Origin of the sequence: uncultured Mobiluncus sp., from assembly GCF_902488535.1 — a bacterium.
Taxonomy (GTDB): domain Bacteria; phylum Actinomycetota; class Actinomycetes; order Actinomycetales; family Actinomycetaceae; genus Mobiluncus.
In genome coordinates this window covers 67173-92211 of sequence record NZ_CABTWO010000006.1, presented here as the reverse complement: position 1 = coordinate 92211, position 25039 = coordinate 67173, and the positions used below count along the sequence as shown (strand labels likewise).

Annotated in this window: 19 protein-coding genes; 2 read left to right on the top strand and 17 right to left on the bottom strand. The window is 61.4% G+C overall.

Translation table 11 applies throughout. The features are described from left to right. From nuoK to ndhC, 11 genes are read right to left on the bottom strand one after another with little or no spacing between them, the layout of a single operon-like run. Positions 1-300 carry an NADH-quinone oxidoreductase subunit NuoK gene (gene nuoK, locus RDL66_RS03490; RefSeq protein WP_282921025.1) on the bottom strand — a complete coding sequence of 100 codons (300 nt, stop codon included), beginning with the start codon at positions 298-300 and terminating at the stop codon, positions 1-3. Further along, entirely contained in the window at positions 297-1271 is a 975-nt protein-coding gene (locus RDL66_RS03485; protein WP_308535212.1) for an NADH-quinone oxidoreductase subunit J, read from the bottom strand. Before RDL66_RS03485 ends, nuoK begins: the two co-directional genes overlap by 4 nt. Further along, positions 1268-1996 (bottom strand): NADH-quinone oxidoreductase subunit NuoI, encoded by a 729-nt coding sequence (nuoI, locus tag RDL66_RS03480; protein WP_308535211.1) that lies wholly within the window; start codon positions 1994-1996, stop codon positions 1268-1270. The genes RDL66_RS03485 and nuoI overlap by 4 nt, the downstream gene beginning before the upstream one ends. Then, the gene (nuoH, locus tag RDL66_RS03475) at positions 1993-3351 is read right to left on the bottom strand and encodes an NADH-quinone oxidoreductase subunit NuoH (protein WP_308535210.1); all 1359 of its coding nucleotides are present in this window, start codon (positions 3349-3351) and stop codon (positions 1993-1995) included. Before nuoH ends, nuoI begins: the two co-directional genes overlap by 4 nt. Positions 3352-3356: 5 nt before the next feature. Continuing rightward, entirely contained in the window at positions 3357-5969 is a 2613-nt protein-coding gene (locus RDL66_RS03470) for an NADH-quinone oxidoreductase subunit G (RefSeq protein ID WP_308535209.1), read from the bottom strand. Further along, positions 5970-7298, bottom strand: coding sequence for an NADH-quinone oxidoreductase subunit NuoF (nuoF, locus tag RDL66_RS03465; RefSeq protein WP_296183200.1), 1329 nt, complete (start codon positions 7296-7298; stop codon positions 5970-5972). Between the two features lie 2 nt (positions 7299-7300). Further along, positions 7301-8002, bottom strand: coding sequence for an NADH-quinone oxidoreductase subunit NuoE (nuoE, locus tag RDL66_RS03460; RefSeq protein ID WP_308535207.1), 702 nt, complete (start codon positions 8000-8002; stop codon positions 7301-7303). Next, positions 7999-9372 carry an NADH-quinone oxidoreductase subunit D gene (locus RDL66_RS03455; protein ID WP_296183193.1) on the bottom strand — a complete coding sequence of 458 codons (1374 nt, stop codon included), beginning with the start codon at positions 9370-9372 and terminating at the stop codon, positions 7999-8001. Before RDL66_RS03455 ends, nuoE begins: the two co-directional genes overlap by 4 nt. Continuing rightward, on the bottom strand, positions 9369-10109 hold the full coding sequence (locus RDL66_RS03450; RefSeq protein ID WP_296183190.1) for an NADH-quinone oxidoreductase subunit C: 741 nt from the start codon (positions 10107-10109) through the stop codon (positions 9369-9371). Before RDL66_RS03450 ends, RDL66_RS03455 begins: the two co-directional genes overlap by 4 nt. Further along, positions 10106-10651, bottom strand: coding sequence for an NADH-quinone oxidoreductase subunit B family protein (locus RDL66_RS03445; RefSeq protein WP_308535204.1), 546 nt, complete (start codon positions 10649-10651; stop codon positions 10106-10108). Before RDL66_RS03445 ends, RDL66_RS03450 begins: the two co-directional genes overlap by 4 nt. Before the next feature lie 32 nt (positions 10652-10683). Next, positions 10684-11043 (bottom strand): NADH-quinone oxidoreductase subunit A, encoded by a 360-nt coding sequence (ndhC, locus tag RDL66_RS03440; protein ID WP_299295393.1) that lies wholly within the window; start codon positions 11041-11043, stop codon positions 10684-10686. 592 nt (positions 11044-11635) lie between these two features. On the opposite strand from ndhC, the gene RDL66_RS03435 reads away from it, so the two are divergent. Continuing rightward, positions 11636-12940 carry a chorismate-binding protein gene (locus tag RDL66_RS03435; protein ID WP_308535202.1) on the top strand — a complete coding sequence of 435 codons (1305 nt, stop codon included), beginning with the start codon at positions 11636-11638 and terminating at the stop codon, positions 12938-12940. Between the two features lie 89 nt (positions 12941-13029). Here the strand turns inward: RDL66_RS03435 and RDL66_RS03430 are convergent, their stop codons facing one another. After that, the gene (locus tag RDL66_RS03430) at positions 13030-13578 is read right to left on the bottom strand and encodes a YbhB/YbcL family Raf kinase inhibitor-like protein (protein WP_308535201.1); all 549 of its coding nucleotides are present in this window, start codon (positions 13576-13578) and stop codon (positions 13030-13032) included. Positions 13579-14209: 631 nt separating this feature from the next. Between RDL66_RS03430 and RDL66_RS03425 the strand changes: the two genes are divergently transcribed. Then, positions 14210-14902, top strand: coding sequence for a class I SAM-dependent methyltransferase (locus tag RDL66_RS03425; RefSeq protein ID WP_308535200.1), 693 nt, complete (start codon positions 14210-14212; stop codon positions 14900-14902). A 75-nt stretch (positions 14903-14977) separates the two neighbouring features. Here the strand turns inward: RDL66_RS03425 and RDL66_RS03420 are convergent, their stop codons facing one another. The 5 genes from RDL66_RS03420 to RDL66_RS03400 form a co-directional block, all read right to left on the bottom strand. Next, complete coding sequence (locus tag RDL66_RS03420; protein WP_308535198.1) at positions 14978-16999, bottom strand: trypsin-like peptidase domain-containing protein; 2022 nt, start codon at positions 16997-16999, stop codon at positions 14978-14980. Between the two features lie 197 nt (positions 17000-17196). Further along, complete coding sequence (menD, locus tag RDL66_RS03415) at positions 17197-19014, bottom strand: 2-succinyl-5-enolpyruvyl-6-hydroxy-3-cyclohexene-1-carboxylic-acid synthase (protein ID WP_308535197.1); 1818 nt, start codon at positions 19012-19014, stop codon at positions 17197-17199. Positions 19015-19260: 246 nt separating this feature from the next. Beyond that, positions 19261-23616: an FtsK/SpoIIIE domain-containing protein gene (locus RDL66_RS03410; RefSeq protein WP_308535195.1), complete on the bottom strand. Its 4356-nt coding sequence runs from the start codon at positions 23614-23616 to the stop codon at positions 19261-19263. After that, complete coding sequence (locus RDL66_RS03405) at positions 23616-24077, bottom strand: FHA domain-containing protein (protein ID WP_308535193.1); 462 nt, start codon at positions 24075-24077, stop codon at positions 23616-23618. Before RDL66_RS03405 ends, RDL66_RS03410 begins: the two co-directional genes overlap by 1 nt. 2 nt (positions 24078-24079) lie before the next feature. Further along, on the bottom strand, positions 24080-25006 hold the full coding sequence (locus tag RDL66_RS03400) for a protein phosphatase 2C domain-containing protein (protein WP_308535192.1): 927 nt from the start codon (positions 25004-25006) through the stop codon (positions 24080-24082). Between the last annotated feature and the right edge of the window lie 33 nt (positions 25007-25039).

The following is a 25039-nucleotide window of genomic DNA, read 5'->3' as shown; positions in this document are numbered from 1 at the left end:
TTAGCCGTTCAACAGGTTGAAGTCGTCGAGGGAGGTGGTGCGCCGGGAGCGGAACAGCGACACAATCAGGGCCAAGCCGACTACGACTTCCGCCGCCGCCACGGTCATCACAAAGAAAGCCAGGACCTGGCCGGTCATGTTAGCGTTGGCTTCTCCCAAAGCCACCAGCGCGATATTGCACGAGTTCAGCATGATTTCCACACCCATCAGGGCAATCACTGCGGAACGGTGGAGCAGCACGGTCAGGGCGCCCACGGCAAAGAGGCCCAGGGCCACGAATACCAGGAACATCACGTTCATGCGTTTTCTCCTTCTTTCGTGGCTTCACCAGGTTCGGTTTGGCCCGCAATAGTTTTGTCGAGCGGCTTTTCCAGTTCCGCCGTCATCTCGGGAGCGCCCGGTCCGGGCATTCCCGCCGCGCCGGAACGCGCGACCAGTGTGGAGGTTTTCGCTCCGTGCAAGCTCACGTCGCCGCTGATTTCGGCCGCCAAAGCGCGAGCCGTCCACGGCGAGGCTTCCCCAAGCGACCGTTCTTCGCCGCGAACTCGCACCACGCGCGGCACCGATTCCGGCACCGGACGCTGGGTTTCGCCGCTGATAGCCGGCACGTCCAACGCGTTGGTTTCGGCATAAACGCCCGGCGGCACGGTCTGACCCAGCACGTGACCAGTCTCCCGGTACGCTTTCATCCTCTGCTTCACCAGGAAAGACTGGGTCACGCGCGGCAACAGCGCCTCAGAGTGGGTCAGGCTCATCGCCCCGACCGCGGCCACAATCAGCAGGGTGGCAATCATTTCCAGCGGAGCATAGTAAGTGTTGATGACTTCGGTGGCCAGCTGGACCGGATTCGGATCCCCGCTGGGCTGCGCCGGAGCCCCGTTCACCGTGGTGTTCGCGGCCGCGACTATCGCCATAATCCCGAAGGCGATGGCCAACAGTACCGACACCGCGACGGTCACGACTTTGGAATCTCGCGGCGAGTCCACGGCTTGCACCCCCACCAACATAATGACGAACAGGAACATCATCATGATGGCTCCGGTGTAAACCACAATCTGGACCGCGCCCAGGAACTCGGCACCAACCGAAAAGTAGATACCCGCCACACACACCATCATGGCGACCATGTAAACCGCGGCGTGAACAGCTCGATTCGACAACGCGACACCCAAAGCCGCAATCAACGCCAGAGCAGAACACGCCACCACGAAGATTGTCTGACCGGTGCCCATCTCGGGTAAGGTCGCGGCCGCTTGCAGCAAGTGGCTCATGCTTTCACCTCCTGTGCCGGTTTCCCGGCGCTGGCCAAGGAGGCATCGTGCGGACGGCGACTCGCGACCCAGTCAATCTGGTCGGGGGTCGGGCCGGTGACGCTTCCGTTGTAGTAATCCATGTCAGAAGTGCCTGACGCCATCGGGTGGGGCGTGTCGAGCATTCCGGCATCCAAAGGAACCAACAGGCGGTCCTTTTCAAAAATCAAATCCTCGCGGTTGTCGTCCCAAATCTCGTAATCGTTGGACATCGTGAGGGCCCGCGTCGGGCAGGCTTCGATGCACATGCCGCAAAAGATGCAGCGCAGATAGTTGATTTCGTAGACCCGCCCGTAACGTTCGCCGGCACTGTACTGTTCCTCCGGGGTGTTCGAGGCGGCCTCCACATAGATCGCGTCAGCCGGGCACGCCCAAGCGCACAGTTCGCAGCCCACGCACTTTTCCAAGCCGTCCGGATAACGATTCAGCTGGTGGCGTCCGTGGTAGCGCGGCTGGGTCGGCACCTTTTCGAAGGGGTACTGTTCGGTGACGTAGGGGCGGAAGAAGTTGCGGAACGTGACCCCGAAACCGGCGACTGCTTTCAGAGACTCCGCGATGGGGCCTTTTTTCTTACGTTGCCACAGTTGCGGATCCGCGTCCGCGGTGGGGGCAGGACCGGCACCAGCGGCGTTTTCCGGTTCGTCAGGGGAGGCCACCAAATTGTTGTCAGAAGTTTCTGCGCTCATTTTTCTTCCTTTCCGCCCGTGATGGCTGTCTCAGCCGGGGTGTTGGGAGTAACTTTCAAGAGTCCAGAACGCGGACTGGGGGGCAGCTCCTGTCCGGGCAGGGGCGGGACCGGGAATCCGTCCGCCATCGGGTCAAAGGGTTTGGCCACGGGCGGTTTTACTTTCTTGATGGGAATCAGCATCACGATGACCAGCAGCACCACGCAGACCACAGCCACCGCAATCATGATTTGTTGCGAGTTGAAGCCGAAGAACACGGGCAGAGCCTTAATCCAGGCCACCGCCATCATCCACACGAAGCCGATGGGAATCAAGACCTTCCAGCCCAGATTCATGAACTGGTCGTAGCGGAAGCGCACCTGAGTGCCGCGAACCCACACAAAAATCCAGAACAGGAACCACACCTTGAGGGTGAACCACAGAATCCCCCACCACGGAGATCCGGTGACGGGGTTCATGAAGTCCCACGGCCACGGCGCTTTGTAGCCACCCAGGAACATGGTTACCGCGACGGCGGAAACATTAAAGATGTTGATGTATTCGGCCAGGTAGTACCAGGCGAAGTTCATTCCCGAGTATTCGGTTTGGTGTCCGGCCACCAGCTCGCTTTCGCATTCCGTCAGGTCGAACGGCAGACGGTTCGTTTCCCCGAAAGAAGCGATGAGATAGACGATGAAGGCGGGCAACAGTCCCAGCAGCCAACTCGGATCCTTTTGCGCCTCCACGATTTCGGAGGTGGACATGGAGCCAGCCATGATGAACACGCTGACCAACGCGGTGCCCATCGCCAGCTCGTAGGAGATAACTTGCGCCGTGGAACGCACCGAACCCAGCAGTGGGAACGGAGAGTTAGCTGACCAGCCGCCCAGGACAATCCCATAGATACCGACAGCGGAAATCGCCAACACAATCAAGGTGGCGACCCCGGAGTCGAACAGCTGCAGCGGGGTGGAAATCCCCCCAATCGTCACGTTGGGCCCGAAAGGAATCAGCGCAAAGATAGCGAAAGCCGTGAATGCCACCAGAATCGGGGAAATCAGGTAAATCAGGGTGTCGGCACCCTTGAGACGGAAGTTTTCTTTGAACACCATCTTGCCGGCGTCCGCAACCGCCTGAAGCAGACCGAGCGGGCCACGCACGTTCGGGCCGGGACGGGTTTGAATACGACCCAAACCACGGCGCTCCACCCACAGTGCCAAGAGCACATAGAGAATCAGCGTCACGATCAGAATCAGGGCTTTAATCAGGGAAATCCACCAGGTCTCCTGGCTGAAGTCAGCCCCTTTCGGAGCCGACGCCCCGGCGGGCCACAAGTCAGCTCCCATAACGGTCAGGATAGGAATCAATGTGTACATGATGGTTACGCCTCCGCTGCTTTCAAGCCAACAAGCTGGCCGTAAGCCGAACCCAAGGTTTCGTGAACCAAAGATCCGGGGGAACATTCCGGCATCCATACGACCCGCTCCGGCATGTCCGTAAGCACCACCGGCAGGGTCAAGGCACCTTTCGGTCCCGTAATCTTGGCAAAGTCGGTGATGCCGTTTTCTCTGGCGGTTTCCGCGCTCATACGCACCACCGGAACTTTGGCGGTTCCCGCCAAGTACGGCTCACCGTCCTGGCAGCGCCCCGCATCCAGCAGCGGCTTCCAGGTGATGACCAAGGCCTGACCGGCCTCGGGCGGGACAATGGGAGGATCCTCACGGAACGGCGCCCCCAGGCGAATGCCCTGCCAGGGACCCAACTCCTCGTACTCGTGCAAAATAGCGGCCAGAGAGTCCAGACCTAAGTCGTAGCCCGCGGCCTTACCCAGCAGATTCATGACTTTCCAGTCCGGCAGTGCATGGGACGCCAAAGCCTGACCGAAGGGGCGCAGCCGGCCCTCCCAGTTGATGAAAGTTCCGCTCTTTTCGTGCGGGGGAGCCACCGGCAACACGACATCGGCGTACTGGGTAATCTCGGTTTTGCGCACTTCCAGCTGGATGACGTGCTTCACGCCTTTGAGGACTTCCCGCGTGCCGTCCGGGTCCTCCAGGTCGCGCAGATCCACCCCGCCCATCACCATGGTGGTGCCGGGCAGGAACTGTTCCCAAGCATCGGGGGTCAACATGCAGCGGAAACACAGCGGCAGATTCTCGTGCAGCGGCTCCTTGAGTTCCCAAGCCGCGTCGATGTCGGCACGAGCCGCCGGGTCGGTCACTTGGCGGCCACGCGGCAGCAGACCGGGGAAACAGCCCGCTTCGATAGCGGCACGCGAACCGGCTCGCCGCGGTATCCACGCCCAAGCAGCATTGGTGGCGTCAGCCAAGCGCGCGGCGTATTCCAGCTCGTCAACGACCAAGCTGGCGCGCTCTCCCATCAGCACCAGCGAGCCGGGCTGGCTCAGGGATTCCTTCACCCACGCAAACTCGCCTTTACCATCGATGATGTCTTTCAGGATTTGGAGTTGCTCCCCCGGCTGGTTTTGCACCAGGGTGGCGCCGAGTTTGCGCGCCCCATCGCTCAAGAACGAGGCGAGGGTGGCGACCTTCGTGCCGTGGTTTTGCGTAGCTTTGCGCAGCCGCAGGAACAGTGTGGCGCATTCGTCCTCCGGTTCCAGGTCGACCAGGAACACAAACGGCGCTTTTTCAACGTCTTGGTAGGTCACTTCCAGAGGACGCCCCGCGACCCGCATTCTGATGAAGTTCACTTCGTCCATGCGGAAGTCCCGCGAGCGCGCATCCACGATGTTCGATTTACCCACCACGTGGGCGAACTTGCCCCAAGCGTAGTAGTCCTCGAGGGTGAGGTGCTCTCCGGGGAAGAACGTGACCTCAGAGTTTTGCGCAGATTCTTTAACATAGGCGGCGGCCCGCGAAAGGGCGGTGCCCCAGTCGGTTTCCTCCAGCTCGCCCGCGTCGTTGCGCACCATCGGGCGGGTCAAGCGGTCGGTGGAGGACTGCCACGCGAAAGCGTAACGATCCTTATCAGAAATCCATTCCTCGTTGACTTCGGGATTATCCCCCGCCAAGTGGCGCAGCACCACTCCGCGGCGAGCGTCGACCCGGATTTCTGCCCCGCTGGCATCCTGGTCGGTAATCGAGGGGGTCGAGATGAGGTCATGGGGACGCGCCCGGAAACGGTAGGAGGCGTTTGTGAGCGCGCCAACCGGACAAATCTGAGTGACGTTACCGGAGAAGTACGAGGCGAAACGTCGACCGGACACGTCGCGGTGCGCCACGTCCGGGTTGCCCGAATGCATCGAACCGATAATACCGGGCTCCCCGCTCGGGCCGGTCATCGATTCACAAGGGGTGACGGTAGCGCCGTCCGGGTTCGCCTCCTCGTCATAAATCCCCAACACCTGCGTGTCGAAAGAACCGATGTTCTCGCCCATAAAGAAGTGGTGATCGCATGGAGAAGAACCGCCGCCCCGCCCTTGGAGGTCCAAGAAGGCATCACCGGCGATTTCCTTACCGAAACGCACGCAGCGCTGGCACAGCACACAGCGGTCCCGATCCAGCAGAATCTCGGAAGTCAGACGCACCGGCTTGGGCCAGACACGCTTTTTATCGGTGAAACGCGAGGTCGGGTTGCCTTCCATGAACGTCTGGTTTTGCAGCGGGCATTCGCCGCCCTTGTCGCAAACCGGGCAGTCCAGTGGGTGATTGACCAGCAAGAACTCGAGGATACCGTTTTGGGCTTTGGCCGCGACCTCGGAGGTGAACTGGGTGTAAATCTCCATCCGATCCGTACAGGTGGTCGAACAGGCCGGCATCGGTTTGGGCATCTTGGCGACTTCGCCCTGCCGGTTGGGCATGGCTACCTCGACCAGGCACGCGCGGCACGCCGCCACCGGCTTCAGCAACGGGTGGTCGCAGAAACGTGGCACGTACACTCCGGCCATCTCGCAAGCCCGAATCGCCAGGGTGCCTTTGGGCACTTCCAGGGGCTTGCCGTCAACTTTGATATTGACCATTTGCACTTCGTCGCTCATTTATTTACCTGCCTCGCCCGATGCCTCGTGGTAGTACACGCTGCGTTCGTAGGGGAACAACTCCCAAGCCGGAGTTGTGTAACCTTTTTCAAACTCGTCACGGAAACGTTCAATGCCGGACTTCACCGGGGTGATGGCCGCGTCGCCCAGCGCGCAGAAACAGCGCCCGCCAATCTCGGAAGTAATCGACAGCAGCTTGTCCACGTCACCAACCTCGCCTTTACCGGCTTCGAGGCGATGCATGATTTGCTTCATCCAGTAGGTGCCTTCCCGACATGGGGTGCATTTGCCGCAAGATTCATGCTGATAAAAGTCTATCCAGCGGGTCATGACGCGCACGACCGAAGTCGTTTCGTCAAACACTTGAATAGCGCGGGTGGCCAGCATTGACCCGGCGGTCGCGACTTCCTCATAAGTCAGGGGAACATCGAGTTCTTCAGGCGTAAAGATAGGTGCCGAAGAACCCCCGACCGCCCAAAACTTCAGGTCGTGACCGGAACGCATTCCGCCGCAGTATCCCAACAGTTGCCGCATCGTGATCCCGAACGGCGCCTCGAACTGGCCGGGGTGGGCCACATGGCCGGAAATCGAGAAGATGCCATGTCCCTTGGACTTTTCCGTCCCCATCGAGGCGTACCAGTTATCCGAATACTTAAAGATGCCCGCGACCTGGGAAATCGTCTCGACGTTGTTGATGACGGTGGGACGAGCGTACAAGCCCTGGGCAGCCGGGAACGGCGGCTTCAACCGCGGGTGTCCGCGCCGGCCCTCCAACGAATCCAAAAGGGCAGTTTCCTCACCGCAGATGTAGGCTCCTGCCCCGGAGTGGGCGGTAATCTTGAGGTCGCCCAGCAGTCCCGCCTCGGTAGCTTCCCGGATAGCGGCCAGCAGTCGGCGCAGCGGGTGGGTCACTTCTCCGCGCAAATATACAAAAGCGTGTTCACAGCGAATCGCCCGGGAACAAATCGCCATTCCCTCGATGAGGGCGTGTGGGTTCGCCATGATTTGCGGAATATCCTTGCAGGTCCCGGGCTCGGACTCGTCGGCATTCACCGTCAGGTAGCGCGGCAAACCGTCATCGGGAGGCAGGAACGACCACTTCAAACCCGCGGGGAAGCCCGCGCCACCACGGCCGCGCAACCCCGAGTTCTTCACGGCGGCCAACACATCGGCGGGATCCATCGAGTTGGCCTTTTCCAGACCCTGGTATCCCCCGCGAGCCCGGTAGGCCTCCAGGGTCCAAGACCGATCCACACCCCACATATCCGACAAGATCGGGGTCAGCGGCACCTCGCCACCAGGAATGTCAGTCAGGTTCAGTTCACTCATGACTATTCACCGTCCTTCGGTTCGGGAGCTGACCAGCCCGGGTCGCTGGGGATTCCCCAACCCCTTTCCGCAGCGATGCGCTTGCCCAGCAGGGTGGGGACACCGGCGGATTCTCCCTCGTCAGCAAGTCCGTCCTCGAAACCAGCCAACAGGTGTTCGTTTTCCTTAAAGGTCGGGACGTGATTCGGGCCGCGGGTCGGTTTCACTGGATTGCCCGCACGCAAATCGTCGACCAGTTTCACGGCCGATTGCGGGGTTTGGTTATCAAAGAATTCCCAGTTCACCATGACGACAGGGGCAAAGTCGCAGGCCGCGTTACATTCAATCGCCTCCAGGGTAACTTTCCCGTCCGCGGTCGTTTCCCCGTTACCGATGCCCAAGTGGTCGCACACGGTTTCCCAAATCTCGTCGCCGCCCATGACGGCGCACAGCGAAGTGGTGCACACCCCCACGTTGTATTCCCCGTTGGGACGGCGTTTGTACTGGGTATAGAACGTAGCGACCGCCGAGACTTCCGCGGGGCTAATGCCCAACAGTTCGGAGCACAGCTCGATACCGTTGGCGGACACAAAGCCGTCTTCGGACTGCACCAGGTGCAGCAACGGCAGCAGCGCCGAACGCGAATGCCCCTCGGGGTAGCGAGCAATAATCTCTCGACCCTCGCGAACCAGACGCGCTTTGACGTCCTCAGGATACGGTTTCATCGATCCACACCTCCAAACACCGGGTCAATCGAGCCGATTGACACCACCAAGTCAGAAATCAAGCCGCCCTCGCACATCATGGAGGCAGATTGCAGGTTTGCATAAGAGGGGTCGCGGAAGTGCGCCCGGTAAGGCCGGGTACCGCCGTCGGTCACCAGGTGCACGCCCTGTATGCCCTTGGCATGTTCAATCTGGGCGTAAACCTGACCGGGCGGGATTCGGAACCCCTCGGTCACCAGCTTAAAGTGGTGAATGAGTTCCTCCATCGAATGCCCCATAATATGCGACACGTGCTCTGGATCCTGGCCTTGGCCGTCCGCGCCGATGGTCAACTTGGAGGGGTAAGCGAACTTCGGGTCAGCAATCATAACCGGCTCACCCTCGCTTTGCTCCAAACGATCCAGCACCTGGTAGACAATGCGCAGGGACTGGTACATTTCCTCGAAACGCACCTCGGTACGCGTGTAGCAGTCGGAATGGTCGCGGGTGGGAACATCGAAAGTGTAAGTCTCATACCCGCAGTAGGGCTGCAGCTTGCGCATATCCAGCGGCAAACCACCCGCTCGCAGGCACGGACCGGTCAGGGACAGCGCCATCATGGTGGACAGCGGCAGCCACCCCACGTTCTTCATACGGCCAATAAAAATCGGGTTGGCCATAATCAAGTCCTGCATTTCGCCAATGTCGCGTTTGACCAGCGGGAGCTTTTCACGAATCATGTCGATGGTGTCGTCCAGCAGGTCGTTGGACACGCCGCCGGGACGCATATAGGTGTTGTTCATGCGCAGGCCGGTAATGTGTTCAAAAATCCGCAGAATCTCTTCACGAGCCCGGAACCCGGTGGTCAGCATGGTCGTCGCGCCCAGCTCGTTCGCGCCGGTGCCGATAGCGACCAGGTGCGAAGCAATCCGGTTCAGCTCCATCAACAGCACCCGGATTTCGTTGGCCCGCCGAGGCACCTGGTCCGTCACACCCAGAGCTTTTTCGACCGCCAAACACCAGGCGACTTCGGTAAAGAACGGCGCCACGTAATCCATGCGGGTGCAGTAGGCCACGCCCTGGTTATAAGTGCGGTATTCCATAGACTTTTCAATACCGGTGTGCAGGTAGCCGGTGCCCAGGCGGCAATCCTTAATCGTTTCGCCCTCCAGTTCCACGATGACGCGCAGCACGCCGTGGGTGGAGGGGTGCACCGGGCCCAAGTTGACGGCAATCCGGTCATTGTGAGCCGACTCGAGGTCCGCGGCCATCGCGGCCCATTCCCCGTCCTGAACGGAAAACTCCGGCATTCCCGGCACGTATTCGCCAGCCCCCGCCGCGGCATGAACATTTTGCGTTTTTGCCTCTGGGTTCATAGTTTCGGTACTCAACTGTAGCTCCTCCGCGTGTCAGCAGGCGGGACAGTGCCGCCCTTAAATTGCACTGGAATCCCGCCCAGCGGGTAGTCCTTACGCTGCGGGTGTCCGACCCAATCGTCGGGAAGCAAGGACCGGGTCAAGGCCGGGTGGCCGGTAAAGATGATGCCCATCATGTCGAAAGTTTCCCGCTCGTGCCAGTTGTTTCCGGGGTAAATATCCACGATGGAGGGGACTTTCGGGTCGTCTTCAGGGGCCGCAGTCTCGATACGCAGGTTGTGATTGTGGGTCACGCTGATGAAGTGGTACACGGCGTGCAGTTCCCGTCCGGTGTCGTGCGGGTAATGCACCCCGGACACGCCCATGCACAACTCAAAGCGCAAGTCCTGGTCGTCACGCAGCGCTTTCGCGACCGTCACTAGGTGCTCACGAGCGACGTGAATCGTCAGCTCGCCGTGGGAAACGACGACCCGGTCTATGGCAGTGAGAGGATCCACCCCGGCCTTGCGCAAATCCTCCTCCAGGTAGTCCACGCAGTCGTCGAACCAGCCCCCGTAAGGCTTCGGGGACTGCCCGGGCATCATAACTTCCCGATGCAACTGGCCGTAACCGGAAGTGTCGCCGGTGCCGTGAACCCCGAACGGGTTGTCGCGCACCCCCAGGGATTCGCCGCGAGGATTGGCGTACTGGGGCAGTTTCGGCTCCAGCTCGCCCTCCGGGGCGGCTTGCAAATCTTGAGTTTCTTCGCTCACGCCATCAGTCCCTTCATGTCGTTCAACGAGGCCGCCTGTAGCGCCGCGGCTTCCGCCTTGCGGATGGCTTCCTCACGATTCTTGCCCAAAGGATCGACCTTGATGTGGTCGCGTAAGCTCAGCAACGCCCCCAGCAGCATCTCCGGACGCGGCGGGCAACCCGGCAGGTAGATGTCTACCGGCACCACGTGGTCACAGCCCTGCACAATGGCGTAGTTATTGAACACGCCGCCGGACGAAGCGCAAGCCCCCATCGAGATGACCCACTTCGGGTCGGCCATCTCGTCATATACGTTGCGCATGATGGTGGCCATCTTGTGCGAGACACGACCCGAAACCAGCATCACGTCAGCGTGACGCGGGGAGGAACGGAACACTTCCGAACCGAAACGGGCGATGTCGAAACGCGAGGCCGCGGTCGCCATCATCTCAATAGCACAGCACGCCAAACCCATGGTGACGGGCCAAATCGAGAGGGAGCGAGCAAAATCAGTGAGTTTTTCCGGCAAGGCCGCCAAGCCGTCAGAATTTTGATCCAACATTTTATGGTTTCCTCCAAAATACTTGGAACGGTTTAGTTCCAGTCAAAGCCGCGACGGGCCCACACATAGATAAAGGGCACTGCCAGCAGTTCCACGAAAGTCATCATGACGAACATGCCGAACTTTCCTTGCTGGAAAAAGGAAATCGCCCAGGGGTAAAGAAAAACCACCTCGATGTCGAAAACGATAAACATCATGGCGGTTAGGTAGTACTTAACCGGGAAACGCGCCTGGTTTCCGCGAGCCGGAGTGGGGTCACAGCCACATTCATACTTGGCATTCTTAACGCGGTTTGGTTTCGTGGGACCGAACAGATAACCGGACAAAACCCCAGCTAAGGCCACTACCGCGGCTACTAACAGCATTATCAGCAGCGCTACGTAAACGTTCATAGCTTCTCCATCTTTGAAAACACCTGAGTTGCCTGCCGGCACCATAACCAGCAAAATCTTCCCAAGCGAGTTGCCAGCTCCACCCTACAGTTTTTCCTCCGAACTCAGTAAATTTTGTACGAAATGCAGGATTATCGCCGAGTTTCTCGTGATTTTGCGCAATCTAGGCCCCGTGGTGGGGATTCGATTTAGGAAAAAAAGAGTTTTCTAATTGGGACTTGGGTCCCTATTGAGAGGGGACGGCTGGCCGGTAGCCGCCGCGGCCCGGCAGGTTTGTCGCGCGGATTTCCCTGCTCACTGCTGGCAACGTCTCCACCCATCCTATAAACCTGTGACGATATACCGGGAACCCGCGGGCTCCCGGTTCTCCCGGCTCTGAAATATCACGACGCGGCGACACGGGGGACACCCCCGGGGTCGAACGTCAGATTGAACCCCGAACCTCAGTGGCACTAAACAATACCCGCATCAAATTACGGTATTGCAGCTGGTGGGAGGTTCTGTGCTCTCGGGCGTAGGGCCGCGTCGGGAGTCCACCCGCATGCTACCCTGCTGGTTTTGGGCGCGAGGACGGGGAACCTAGGATGGATGGGTGCTATTCGTCCACACTCGCGCCCTTGACCGCGATTTGTACCCGGAGCTGGTTCCGATGGAGGCCGCGGCGCTCCCCACGGACGGATTTTTCTTTGCTTCTCCCCCTGCACAAGGCGCCCCCCTCACGTTGGCTGCGCCGGGTTTGGGAGATTTTCCCGGTCAGGACTTTGCGCCGGCCTGGCATTGGGAGGACGGCTCAGACCTGGATCGGGCTGGGGCGGCGTGGTTCCTGGTGGGACGCCACGCCCAGGTGTTTGATGCGGTGCAGCGACGCGGCACGGGCCCGGTGGCTTTTGCGTCCTTTGGTTTTAACCGCTCGGCGACTCCGGTGTTTGTCCTGCCGTCATTCCTGGTGGGAAGCGACGAGGAGGGGGCGTGGATTACCGTGGCTTATCAGGCCGCGAGTCCCGATGAGCCTCGAGCGGCCCGATTGTATCGGGCCGCCATAGCTTGGATTAAAAACTTTCCCCACCGCCAGCGCCAAGATGCCCTGCAGACGCGACCCGCCGCCGTAGTGGGAAAAACGTCTTACCAGGAAAACGTCGCCGCCGCCGTGCGCGCCATCCGGGCGGGCAAAGCGGAAAAAATCGTGATGGCTCGCCCGGCACGCTTCGAGTTCGCCGGGGAGGCTGGCGCGGAGCGGGCACGGGCAGCCGGCGGGGCTTTGGCTGCCCGCCTGCGCGAACGCTACCCGACTTGCTGGATTTTCAATGTCGGAGGGCTGGTCGGAGCCACGCCGGAGATGCTGCTGGAAGCTGCCTCGGGACGGGCACATTCGCGAGTTTTGGCGGGCACGGCGACGCCCGGCGAGGACGTGGATTTGGCTCATTCGGCGAAAAACTTGGCGGAACACCAGGTGGCGCTGCGTTCGGTGGCGGAGCCTTTGCGTCGCGTCGACCCCGATTTGGGGGCGAGCGGGCCTTACCTGTTACAGCTGCCGAATCTGACCCATCTGGCCACGGATTTGCACCTGCGGGTGCCGGCGGGCAAGACGCTGTTGCACCTGGTCGCGCAGTTTCACCCCACGGCGGCGGTGTGCGGGCTGCCGCGGGATTTTGCGCGGACGTTTATCTCCCGGTTTGAAGCGGATCGCGGGCGTTACGCCGGGCCGGTGGGCTGGGTCGATGCCCAGGGTGGGGGTCAGTTGGCTTTGGCGCTGCGGTGCGCCCAGCTCGATGCGCTCGGCGTGGAGGCCTGGGTCGGGGCGGGCATCATGGCAGATTCCGACCCAGAAACCGAGTGGCGGGAAACCGGGGCAAAACTGGCGCCAATCCGGGATTGCCTGGACTTGTCGGCTGAGTGACCCGCGGGGCGCGCGGGAGGATTACCCGACCTTGCCAATGGGCGGGTTGGGTGCGACCGCTGCCCTAGCGCCGCCGCGCTGCTAAGCCACTAGCGGCGATAAGTGGCGGTCAGGGTCGCGCGCGCCAATCCGTTGAACAGGCTCATGAAGTGTACCGTGGCGTTCGTCGCGGTGTCCGGAGCCAGCTCAAGGCTGGGGATTTTCAGGGCATGAACTGCAAAAACATAGCGATGTTCCCGGTCCCCCGCCGGCGGAAACGGGCCGTCGTAAGCAAAAACCCCGGTATCGTTACGGATATGAAATGCCCGTCCCTCAGTCACGGCCTGAATGGTCGCGTCGTCCGCTCCTGCCCCCAGCGGCAGGGAAGTCACTGACGGGGGAATATCCACCACGGTCCAATGCCAGTAGCCGGACGGCGTGGGGGCATCAGGATCGAAACAACTCAGGACATAAGAGGCGGTCTGCGCTGGCGCCCCAGACCAGGACAGCTGGGGTGAAAGGTTTGCGCCCTCCCCGGAAAAGTCGCGGGGCATGGCCACTCCCTCCTGCAAGTTTTCACTGGTGAGGGTAAAGGACGGTAGCTGCGGGAGCGCCTCAGCATAAGGGTGTGGGGCGAGGGGACGAGAATCTAAATTCATGGTGTTTCCTAACTGTTGGGGGTATTCGAGTTTCGGTGTGCGGTCGGTAATCTCGCCAGCCGACACGACAGTCTGTGCTGACCGGCGAGGATAGATACGCCTTAAGTGTAGCTTGGCGTAACCCAGACTCGCTCCCTCTAAATCCAGGTATTACTACTGCGGAACGCCGCTTTGAGCGATTTTGTTACATGTAGCAAAATCGCTCAAAGCGTGCGTGCAGCAGACCTGACGCAAGACTCTGCACCATTGACGCTTAGTTTGACGCCATTTCTCCCCCTCATCACCGCACGCAAGCCGGGACATCGGGCGCGACCGGAGCAGGGGGGCGACTCAGCGAGAGGCTGGGGGGTGAGCGTTTTGCGACAATAGTCGCGCAAAACGCGAGGGGGCACTCCCCCTTTCGCCTCTCGCGAGCGCCCCCGCGACGAAGCGCCCCCGGCTGACTCTCCAACCCCGCGCGAACGACCGATTTCAGACCTAAATCTACGTCATTGCACCACCGTGCTTGTGCAAAACCGCTGTTAGACCCGATTCTGGCTGAATAAAGGGGCTCCAAACCGAACCGAAATCGGTCGTTCGTGCAGGGCATGACGTGAAACCCCGCCGCGGACCTGGCGGTAGGATAGAACCCATGCGCGCGAACCTCGACAAGAATCCTCACGACGTCCAATCCATGTTCAACGCCGTGGCCGGCCGTTACGACCTGATGAATTTCCTCGCCTCCCTGGGGCAGGAAAAAGTGTGGCGCGCCCATGTGAAGCGCGCGGTGGTGACACGGCCATTTTTGAAGGTGCTAGATGTGGCCGCTGGGACCGGCGCCAGCTCGATTGAGTTCGTGCGCGCCGGAGCCAAAGTTGTGGCGGTCGACTTTTCCGAAGGCATGATTGCCGAGGGGCGCCGGCGTCACCCGGAGATCGACTTTCAGCAGGGCGACGCGATGAACCTGGACTTTCCTGACAACACTTTTGACTGCGTCACCATCAGTTTCGGGCTGCGCAACGTGTCGGACCCGGACCGGGCTTTGCGGGAGTTTTACCGGGTGGTGCGCCCCGGCGGGCACGTGGTGGTGTGCGAGTTTTCCCGCCCGACTTTTGCCCCGTTTAGAGCAGTTTATCGGTTCTTTTTGCACCGGGTCATGCCGCCGATTGCCCGGCTATTTTCCACCGACGCCGTGGCGTATGACTACCTGGCGGAATCCATCTTGGCTTGGCCCTCTCAGTACGAGTTCGCCGCCCACCTGCGCGCGGCGGGTTTCGAGCGCCTGCAGCTCAAGAACCTCACCGGCGGTATCGTCGCCCTGCACCGAGGTTACAAACTGAAATAGCCACAGCCCGGCTTAAATGCCAGGCAGGCCGCCGCCCGAAGGCAGCGACCAGGCCAGCCAAACACGTGCTCGCGCCTATTGCGCCTGGAGCGTCACGGGAATCTTCTTTTCCGACCCGTTACGCACCACGGTCAGTTCCACCGTGTCACCCACTGCATACTGGCGCACGAAGCCGACCAGGGACAACGAGCCTTTCACGGGCTTGCCATCAATCTTGGTGATGATGTCTCCCTGCTTCAAACCGGCTTTATCCGCGGCCGAACCGGAGTTGATTTCCTGGACCCGCGCACCCAAACGGGACACTTTGTCCACGGTGGCGACCTCTTGGCCCACGACGACGCCGAGGGCCGCGTGCACCGCTTCGCCGTGATCAATGAGCTGGGTGGCAATCATCGAAGCCTGATTAATCGGAATGGCAAATCCCAACCCGATAGAGCCCGCCTGGCCCTCGCCGGTCGAGCCGCCGGAACCCGAAAGACTCGCAATGGACGAGGTCACGCCCACTATCCGCCCTCGTGAATCGAACAACGGACCGCCGGAGTTACCCGGGTTCACCGCCGCATCCACCTGAATCGCGTTCGTGGTGACTTCAGTAGGAGCGGTGCTTTTTTCAGGCTGGGAAGGTTGCAGCATCCCGCCACCAAAGTAACGCCGCAGGCCAAAGGGATCTTGCTCATCCTCGCTGTCGGGACTGCCTCCCTGCACCGCTTGCACCCGCACCGGACGGTTCAGCGCCGAGACAATACCCGTGGTGACGGTAGACGACAGCCCCAAAGGGTTACCGATAGCCGCGACCGACTCCCCGACTTTCAGGTCGTCGGAGTTGCCCAACGGCGCCACGGTCAAGTCTTTCGGCGGGTTCTCAATCTTTATTACTGCCAGGTCAGTCAGCACGTCACGGCCCACGATTTTCGCTTTGTACAAGCGTCCGTCGAACAGTTCCACGGTAATGACCCCGTTGCCGTCCGCGGCTCCCGCCACCACGTGATTGTTGGTCAGGATGTGGCCTTTCGAGTCGATAATCGAGCCGGAACCCTGGTCGGATTCGTTGTTCGTTTCCACCGAAATCGCCACCACGGAGGGGCGGACCGCTTTAGCCACGGCCTCCCAGTTCGGGTTCTGCGAGTTGGAGTTTGCCACCGGCTCGGGAGTAGCCACGTCCTTGTCCTCCGGGTTGAACAGGGTGGAACTGGTGGTTTCCCCGTCGTGCCCGAGCAAGCCGCTCTGTTCGATGGCGTACAAACCACCGGTACTCAGCAATGATGCGGCCACAGCCACGCCAATCAAGGCTCCCCAACCGGGACGGCTTTTTTCCTTTTTATCCCCCGGGGTCGCCGCCCAGGTCAAACTGTTTTGCAGCGGGTTCGTCGCCCCGCGGGTGCCGGCAAATGGGGCAGAAGTCGCAAACGGATTGCCTCCCTGATAGCCCGGCTGGCCGGAGTTGGAGCCGACTGGCTGACCTTGGTTCGGGCTGGCCGCGGCGGATTGGGAGTTTGCCGGGTTCGCGTTTGCAAGGGGGTCGGAGAAGCCCGGAGTGGTGCCCCAAAAAGCGTTGGCGCCGTACTGTGCCGAAGGGTTCGCGCTCGCCGGGTTGGCCGCGTTAGCCGGGTTCGCCGGGTTGGTCGTGTTCGCGGCGTTGGCAGAAGTGAGGTCGGTCACGTTGTCAGAAGCGGTGTCGGTCGGCTGAGCCGGGGCGGTGTAGGGCGAACCGGTGGAGCCGCCAACGGGCTGGCCAGCAGGGACGCTCCCGGACGGACTGGTGAACCCGTCACCTGCCGAACTTGTGGATCCCGCGCCCGCGACTTCACTAGAAGCCTGCGCAACCGCACTAACACCGGACTGATTGGCATTATCGCTGGCCTCAGCGGGTTCAGCGCTGGCCTGACCAGCGGGGGTAACCGAGATAATCCGGCCGCTCAGGCTCGGGGCCTGCGTCTCAGTGGGCTGCGGGTCGTCAGACGCCGCGGCCTCATTAAAGTTTTGGGGATTCATGGGAATCTGCGTTTCTTGATGTTCCGAAGTGGACCCGGTATTTTCTTGGTTTTCTGGCGCGGGCGTTTCCTCGGGGGAAGCCCAGGGGTTATTCGTATCGCTCACTGTTTCTCCTCATAAGTTCTGACCGGTTTCGACCCGGTGACTCCAAAATTACCTGGGATACTGGCGGAGTCCTGTGGTCAAAGCTCGTTCTCAGGTAGGATTTGCCGGGTTTGGGCTCGCCGACACCGGCGCGAGAGGTCCTAACTTTCATTTCGACACTTTTGCAATATATTCCCCCACCGCCGGATTGTTCAGAGTCAGGCCGGGGGCAGGACTATTTCCAGCAGGCTCATCCCCCTGACCGGTTGGGCCAGGGCCGAGACCAACCCCGCCAAGCTGTCGACCCGCTCGGTTTGCCAGCCCGCCGCCCGAGCTAGCCCGCAAACATCGCCGACCTGGGGAGTTAGGAACATCCTGGTAAAGGTATCCGCCGGAGCCGCCCCGTGCTCCAGCCCGCCAAAAATCCGCCCACCCCCGTTGTTTATCACAATGACCTGCAGGTTTGGCACCTCTTCGGCCTGGCCGTGGCACAGGGCACCCAGGTCGTGGAAAAACGACACGTCCCCAAAGACCAGCCGCATTGGCTGGCGCCGAGCCAGCGCCGCCCCCCACGCCGAAGCAATCGTGCCATCAATCCCAGCCAGACCCCTGTTGGTAAAGACACGGTGCGCGTCTAACGTGCTGACCTGGGGATTTACGGACTGAGCGGGTGTGAAGGTGGCAGGGTGTGCGGGGTTTTCTCTCGGTGCTCGCGGCATCAGCACGTCCGCCCGCGGGGGGTCTGGAATCGGGTTCGGGGCCGAATTGCGCGCCACCGCGTCGAAAACCCGGATAGTCAGGGAAGCCCCCAAGTACAGGTCCAGCGGCTCGGGCGAATACATAGTGCTGTCCCAAATCACTTGCGCCGCGCTGTGAAAACCCCAGTCCTGAGTCAGGGTCGCGGCTGCTTTTTCACCCGCGGCACGCCACATTTCTAGCCAGTTTTCCGGAGCCTCGGCTGACTGGTGGGGAGCTGCGGGTGGTGATGGTTTCGCTACTTTCACCAGTTCACAAGCCAGGGCGGACGCGTCTGTCCACTGGCGAGCGATGTTGCCCGCTAGGTTGACCGTAGTGCCCGGCGCCCCCACGGTTTCCACGGGAATGTCGCGGCGGGAAATGAGCCGCGTAATCGGCCTGGTCAAGGTAGGCCGACCCGCGACAATGACTCGCTCCAGGTTGTGTTCGACCACTGCTGACAATGTCGTCCCGGCGGCTTTGGCATAGGCTCGCACCGCGTGAGGATGGCGCCGCCAGGCAGTTTGCGGCTCGGCCATGACGGGAATCCCCGCGTTCTCGACCGCCTCGTGCAAGTCAGCGTAGGTAGCGTCGCTGAGGTCCCCGGCAATCAGCAGGGTGCCGCGCGGTGCCTGGTGTGGATCAAAAGGTTCCTCGCTGGTGTTGGCGCGGGAGGTGCGGGCGGTGAACGCCTCAATAGTTTCGGGGGGCGCCAGAGGTTCGATGAAGCTGGCGTTAATGTGCACCGGTCCGGGGAGGGGGAAGTGTTTTTCCGAGGTGGCCGGGTGAGGCGAGGCGCTTTCCCCCTGACAAGCTGCCGCTGCGGCCGACACGGTATCTTGCAGCTCCGCGGGGGTGACGCCGGGTTGAATATCAGCAGCGAAGCGCACAAAATCCCCGAAGATACCCGGCTGCCAGGTCGTTTGGTTCGCGCCGGTGCCGCGCAGTGCCACGGGACGATCCGCACTAAGAACCAACAACGGCAGACCCGCGTGGGCCGCCTCCATCACCGCGGGCAGGGCGTTGCCCACAGCGGTGCCAGACGTCATCACCAAAACTGCCGGATGCCCCGCGCGCGCCGCCCCGAGGGCCATAAAAGCCGCATCGCGCTCGTCAATGCGAACATGCAGATTCAGACAATGGTTGGCCAGCTGGTGCAGGGCGTAGCCCAAGGGGGCATCACGGGAGCCGGGGCAGTAAAACCAGTCCGTGAACCCCTGCTTCACCAGTAAACGCACCAAATCCCCAGCGTATTGCTGGTTTGAAGCGTCTTGATTGTCCCGCTGACTGGTGTCGCCCACAACTCGCCCTTTCACTGTTCGCATCGTGCTTTTCGCGTTCCCCGCAAAGCCGGTAAACCGTTGGAATGCCAGGAAACGAAAGCCGTTTCGGAAACTGCAAAATTTTCGTCTCCGGGGTCAATGCTACCTTTCAAGTACTATCGCGCCTACCGAAGGGAGGTTTATGGACAGAACACAGTCATAAGGTTTCGATTCAGTTCAACACCGGTGCTGCGCGGATGTTCAGCCATTTCGTGGCGGGTGTGTTCAGCCGTTTTCTTGGGGAAGCTGGATTTTGGTGGCTTGGCCGCGGTGAATCCAATAGCCACGGGCGGGCGGGAATGCTTTGCCGTCTTGGGGGACGCTGACGCCGAAGATGGCGGTGGTGTCGGCGGCGCTCAAACCGAGAGAGAGTCCCGCAGCGGGGGCCTTCACCACCGCATTCAAATCGGAGTCAGTCATCCAAGACAGCCCATCACGGGAGGTCGCAGCGCCCGAGGCAAAAACCAGGTGTCCGCGGCTACGTGCCGCGCGGATGACATCTGCCATAGCTGCGGCGGCGTCCGTGTTCAGCGCAAATCCGGGCAGGTCGGCAATAAAGATAGCTAAACCGGGGAATCCCGACGGGGATTTTTGTTCCGCAACGGAAAGCAGCTGGTGATAAAAGTCGCGGAAGTCTGAGAAACCACAGGATACCGCGTCCCAAATCTCCAGACCAGCCAGGGTTGCCAACGCAGGCGAACTGTCCTCACGGCTTTGGGCAGACAACAGCACCATCCCGGTGTCCGAGCTGGAAGTACGCAGCGAACGAGCCAGCCAGCGCATGACCGCCAAGCTCACCGCCCGGTCGACTTCCCCGTCGCCTCGCGCAATGAGGTAGACCCCACTGGTGATGGTATTGATTTGCCGACCACCGGGGGCACTCAGTCCCAATGCCATTTCTCCCTTAGGGGCAGTGGTGAGGGCGGTGGCAAACACCGGCACCGCCAACCGGCCAATCCGGTGGGCCGGGGTTTTTGCCAGCGCGCCCAAGCGTTCCAGGATGCGTGTCTGGGCGGTCTCGGAGGGGTCGTTACCGAGGACAGCGATTTGAATAGCCCGCGGGTCATCCGCGACGAGGCCGCGGCCGGGAACGGAACCGTTTAGCTCAATTCGCATTCCGAATGCGCCTCGCCACGCTGCCGGTAGGTTCTCGACGCTTTCGGCGCTGATGACGAAATGGATTCCGACGACTCTGCCTCCGGTGATGAGTTCCAGGAAACTGGCGGAACTGGCTCCCGGCAGGGATTCCAGCACGGCTTCCAGGCCGTCAATCGCGACGATAATGCGCTCGCCAAGGTCGGTTTCACCTCCCACTACGCTACTAGCGTTGAGGTTCGCGCTGCGGGTTGTTCCGAGGGCTTTGCCTGCTTTCGCGCCGGCGTCCTGCCCGGGTGTCGCCGAGTTCGGGGACATGGCACCGTTCCGTTCGCCGGGCTGTTCCCCGAGGCGTTCGCCGCGCAGCACTTCGCGCAGTTCAGGGAAGCTGCGGGTGGCGTTGTGCAGCGCAATTTCGGTGCGCCAACGCCACCGGCTGACCAGGTACTCAATCGTGTCGGCAATTGTCTCCGGCTCGTTAGCACGGGCTACCACACCCACGTTTGCCCAGCTCGACAGGACATCGAGGGCGGGGTCAGCGCTGCAGACATAGAGAGTAACGGGATGGCCTGAGGTGTTCAAACTATCGGCAGCGATAGCCCGCAGGACTCCGGTGCGCCCGCTACCGCGCGGACCCGCCACAAACAGATTGCCCTCCCGGTCAGGACTAAAGCCAAAGGGGACGACATCTTGGTGTCCCAAGTCATCGCGCACCCCCAGGCGGAATTCCGCGTCGCTGGATTGCCCTAAGGCCGCCAGGTCATAGACGTTTTCCAACCCGGAAGTCCAGCGCCTGATTGTGGAGTTTCCGCGGCAAAACGACCCTGCCAGCACAGACAGCGGCGTTGCCACCCGCGGCATTTCAACCGCGCGCTGGTTCCCGCTCATGTCAGCCCGGCTGGAACTGCGCCCCGCGAGGGCTGGAACTCGCCCCTGTCCGCCCGCCGATAAAGCTGGTGGGAACGCTGCTCCACCCAGGGGCATGAAGTTCACGGGAGCCAACTGGGGATCGGTGAAATCGGTATTCATCAGGGTATTTAGGGTCTGGAATCCGGTCGCTACCCCGCCGACCAGCAGGACCCCGCGGCCGGGATGCGCGAAAGCCGCGTGCGGATCAATTTCAAAGCTGCCACAAACCACCTCCAGGGCTTCGTCCTCCAGGTGCAGCACCACACGTGTCGGTAGGTACTTCAGGGCTTCGCGCGGCAGTTTTTCGATGTCCCCGCTGCTCACAAGCAGGTGCAATCCCAGGGCGCGGTACATATGCAGCCGTTCCGCCAGCTGCGAGAGCTGCCGTGAGGTAAACGCCTCCCCGGCGGCTATGACGACAATTAGATCCGCCGGGACTCCCGCTATTTTGGCCCCGCGCGCTCGCGCCAGACTGCCCGCCCCGGATTCGCTCAGCCAAATTTCGCGCCGCTCGGTTTCCGCTTCCAGGTAGCGCAGCAGCCGGGCAAACACGGCGTCTCCGCGCCCCGACTCGACACCTAAACAGTGCGAGGCTTGCTCCAGTTCGCCCCATTTCGTGCCGCGGGAGTCAAAAATAATCCAGCTCACGTCCTCCGGGCGCTGAGTCAACGCCAAGCCTGCTAAATAGGCAGCGATGACATTGGTTCGGGCAGCCTGGTTTTCTCCTGCCACGATGGCGTTCATGCCGTCAGTCAAATCCATAGTCACCGGGCCGGCAGTGCCGTAACCAATCGCCGCCGTGCAGCGGGACCCGTCCCCCGACTCGTCCAAAATAGCTGCGCTTTCGCCAGGCGTCAGGGGATAAACATCGGTCAGCTGGGCAACTACCGGCAAAGGCTCGGCGGTTTTACCGGGCAGCTTCAGGTTGGCCAGGAGTTCGGCGACTTTTCGCGCACTAGGGGTGGTCAACAGCAGAGGTTCCACGCTCAACAAGGTCTGGCGGGCGGACTGCAGCGGAATCCCGGTAGAAGCGGTGTGGCGCGGACTTTGCGGGACGGTTCCGGGAATGCGGGACACGCCGTCTTGCCAAGACCCGGTCGCCAGGTCCAAGACTTGCCGAGCGTCGCTGAGCGCACTGCTGAGGTCGTCAACCGCGTTAACCAGCCAAACGCCAGGATCCGCGGCGAATTCTTCCCATTGTGAGCCAGCTGGGACTTGTCCGTCCACCACCAGCAACAGGCGTTGGCGTGAACCGCGCTGACCCTTTCGACTCATCCAGGCTTGAGCCAAACGTTCGGCGCTCGCCTCGCTCAGGTCACAGACCGGCTCGACAGCTAGATCCTCGCGCACCGCCTCGCCATGGGGCAGGTAGCTAACCCACGCCCATTGTGCGGGTTTCGCTCCGGCTACCACGATTTTCAGGTCGGCTGGGGAATAGCGCAGGGCGGCGCGAATCAGCAACTGATTCAGCGCGGGCCCGCGCAGGTTTCGCGGACCGGTCACCGCCAGCGGCCCGGAATCCGCCGGAACATAGGCGACCTCCAGACCGGTATGTCCCTCACCGACCGTAGCGGCGCCAATCGCACTGATTCTGCGATTAATGGCCACAATTTGTCCCGAGGTCGTGTGACTCGTCTCCGTGCCAAAGGCCGGTTCAGGGGCCGCGGCTCCGGCGGACCGGTGAACAACTGCGCCGGATTCGTGTCCTGCACCCGCCATCGGTCCCCAGCCGCGGAACGGTGTTGCCTGGTCGGAGCTTTTCAACGTGATTTCAGGGTAAACCTGGGTGAAACCCACCGGAATCCGCATTTGCGTACTCGCGTGTCCCCACAGTCCGGGCAGCAGGGCGTGGCGCGGGTCTGCCAGGTCGGTGACGCTGGCGCGTATCGCCGCGTCACGTTGGTCCAAAGCCGTCTGAATCTGGGGAGCGAGCGCAGCCATGTCACGCTCATAACGCACCCAAGCCGCCCGGTTTTGAGTCAAAGCCCACCCCACTTCGGCGCCGCCCGCCACTACAGCGAGCCCCAGCAGAGCAAACGCCGCTGCACTGGGAAAAATGACCGCTAACACCCCAAACAGGGCCACCGGCACTACGGGCACGGCAATCGTGGCGGGATTCGCCAGCCACAAGCGGGGTCGAGCCGGCATTCCTACGTTGATTCCCAACGGTTCGGGGTCGGTCACCGGTTGTGGTGAATAAGCCAGCAGTGACTTCATGCCCGCCGGAGCTGGCGGCAGCTCGTCACTCTCCCCCACCAGCGCCAAACCTGCCCCCGGCGGTATCGGCGCTTTTGCCACCGGCAAAGCTCGTGGCAGCACATAAGGTTTTCCGACCTGAGCCGGACCTGCCCCGCCAGCCTCATCCCTCGGGACTTGTGACCCTGAAGACTCAGCAACGACCGGCAGCGACCCGGTGCCTCCCGGATCCAACAGGGGCACCAAAGGCGTCACGCTGAGCCGAGACGTCGGCCCTCCGCCCAGAGCTGTAGCCACATCGGCAATCCGAGCGCGCGCGTCCGCGTTTAGCAGCACTTCGGCGGGGCTGCCATCCACCAAGATTCGAACCGGTCGGCGCATCAGGCTTCAAACCTCAACAGGTAGTTTGGCGCCAGTTCCAGCACATCACCGGGTTGAATGTTGTACCGCGTGTGCGGCTGTAAGTCCACTATCTGGCCTGTCGTCCGGCACAAGCGCGTGCCGTTGTCCGAACCCAAATCCTCCACGGTTACTTCCCATCCCTGCGTACAAATTCGGGCGTGAGTGCGGGAAATTTCGAGAATTTCGGGCGGGGTAGTCAGGGAAAACACCCCTTCGCGCCCGTGGGTTTCCGGAGCCCGACCCACCATTAAATCGCCCGTCAGCTCAACAGTTTGCTGGTCGGTGGAACGTACCCAGCCCAGTTTCGGGTAAGCCACCTGAATCGGGGCGTCCAGTACTCCGCCGCAAACCCGGCAGCGGGGAAAATCCGGCGGATTGTGGTGGCCCAGAGGACAAATCCGCACGGTAAACGTTTTGCCCCCGTCGGCGCTGTGTTTCATTTCTATCCCTCGCTGTCTGGGGGAGGCGGGGGTGGCAGAAGAGAGCTCGGCGGCTCCGGCGGCTCGGATTGCGCGGACTCTGTCGGTTCAGTGGGGGTAGGAGCGGATTCTGGGGCGGTCACGTCGACCACGATCGCGGTCACATTATCGGTCCCGCCCGCCTGCAAGGCCAGGTTCACCAGGGAGTTTACTGCCGCTTCGGGGGTGGGATTGTCGCCCAAAGCTCGCCCAATCGCGCCGTCATCAATCATGGAATGCAAACCATCGGAGCACACCAGGAAACGCCGGGGCGCCGCGACCGGATAGGTCCAGGTATCAATCTGAGGCAACCCAACTTGACCAGCACCGATAGCGCGGGTGATGACCGAACGAGTCGGCCAGACCCGGGCTTCTTCCACGGTCAGCATCCCCGCCTCGACCATCTCGGCGACTTGGGAATGGTCCCGCGTCAGCCGGGTCAGCAACCCCTCTCTCAACACGTAAGTTCGCGAATCCCCCACATTGAGAACCAAGAACTGCGCCGCTTCCGACCCGTCCGTAGTGGCCGCGGACCCCGCCTCGTCAGCCGCGGACCCTCCTAGTGAACCCAGCAACACCAAACCTGTCAGCGTGGTTCCCGGCGGCGAAATCGTGTAATCGATGTTTTCCTCCACCAGCCCCATGACTTCCTCGCAGGCCGCCTCCAGAGATTCGCGCACCACCGGCAGGCTCACCTTCGTGCCGGTCAGAGGCTGAATATGTCCCAGCAGTGTGGCCGAGGCCTGTTTACCTCCGGCGTGACCACCCATTCCGTCCGCAACTAAAAAGAACGGCAGAGTCGCCAGGAATGAATCCTGGTTTTCAGCTCGTTTCAAGCCGATATCGGTGGCGGCAGCCCAGCGCAGTGTTTCCCCGTGGGGAAGCGTCCAGGTGCCGGTTTCGATTTCCATCGGTTTCGTCCTTCGCTCTTTAATGGCAGTTTC

What these genes read in the sequence shown, in the direction of transcription:
- nuoK (WP_282921025.1), bottom strand. Translation starts at nt 300, where the DNA reads ATGAACGTGATGTTCCTGGTATTCGTGGCCCTGGGCCTCTTTGCCGTG.
- RDL66_RS03485 (WP_308535212.1), bottom strand. Translation starts at nt 1,271, where the DNA reads ATGAGCCACTTGCTGCAAGCGGCCGCGACCTTACCCGAGATGGGCACC.
- nuoI (WP_308535211.1), bottom strand. Translation starts at nt 1,996, where the DNA reads ATGAGCGCAGAAACTTCTGACAACAATTTGGTGGCCTCCCCTGACGAA.
- nuoH (WP_308535210.1), bottom strand. Translation starts at nt 3,351, where the DNA reads ATGTACACATTGATTCCTATCCTGACCGTTATGGGAGCTGACTTGTGG.
- RDL66_RS03470 (WP_308535209.1), bottom strand. Translation starts at nt 5,969, where the DNA reads ATGAGCGACGAAGTGCAAATGGTCAATATCAAAGTTGACGGCAAGCCC.
- nuoF (WP_296183200.1), bottom strand. Translation starts at nt 7,298, where the DNA reads ATGAGTGAACTGAACCTGACTGACATTCCTGGTGGCGAGGTGCCGCTG.
- nuoE (WP_308535207.1), bottom strand. Translation starts at nt 8,002, where the DNA reads ATGAAACCGTATCCTGAGGACGTCAAAGCGCGTCTGGTTCGCGAGGGT.
- RDL66_RS03445 (WP_308535204.1), bottom strand. Translation starts at nt 10,651, where the DNA reads ATGTTGGATCAAAATTCTGACGGCTTGGCGGCCTTGCCGGAAAAACTC.
- ndhC (WP_299295393.1), bottom strand. Translation starts at nt 11,043, where the DNA reads ATGAACGTTTACGTAGCGCTGCTGATAATGCTGTTAGTAGCCGCGGTA.
- RDL66_RS03430 (WP_308535201.1), bottom strand. Translation starts at nt 13,578, where the DNA reads ATGAATTTAGATTCTCGTCCCCTCGCCCCACACCCTTATGCTGAGGCG.
- RDL66_RS03425 (WP_308535200.1), top strand. Translation starts at nt 14,210, where the DNA reads ATGCGCGCGAACCTCGACAAGAATCCTCACGACGTCCAATCCATGTTC.
- RDL66_RS03410 (WP_308535195.1), bottom strand. Translation starts at nt 23,616, where the DNA reads ATGCGCCGACCGGTTCGAATCTTGGTGGATGGCAGCCCCGCCGAAGTG.
- RDL66_RS03405 (WP_308535193.1), bottom strand. Translation starts at nt 24,077, where the DNA reads ATGAAACACAGCGCCGACGGGGGCAAAACGTTTACCGTGCGGATTTGT.
- RDL66_RS03400 (WP_308535192.1), bottom strand. Translation starts at nt 25,006, where the DNA reads ATGGAAATCGAAACCGGCACCTGGACGCTTCCCCACGGGGAAACACTG.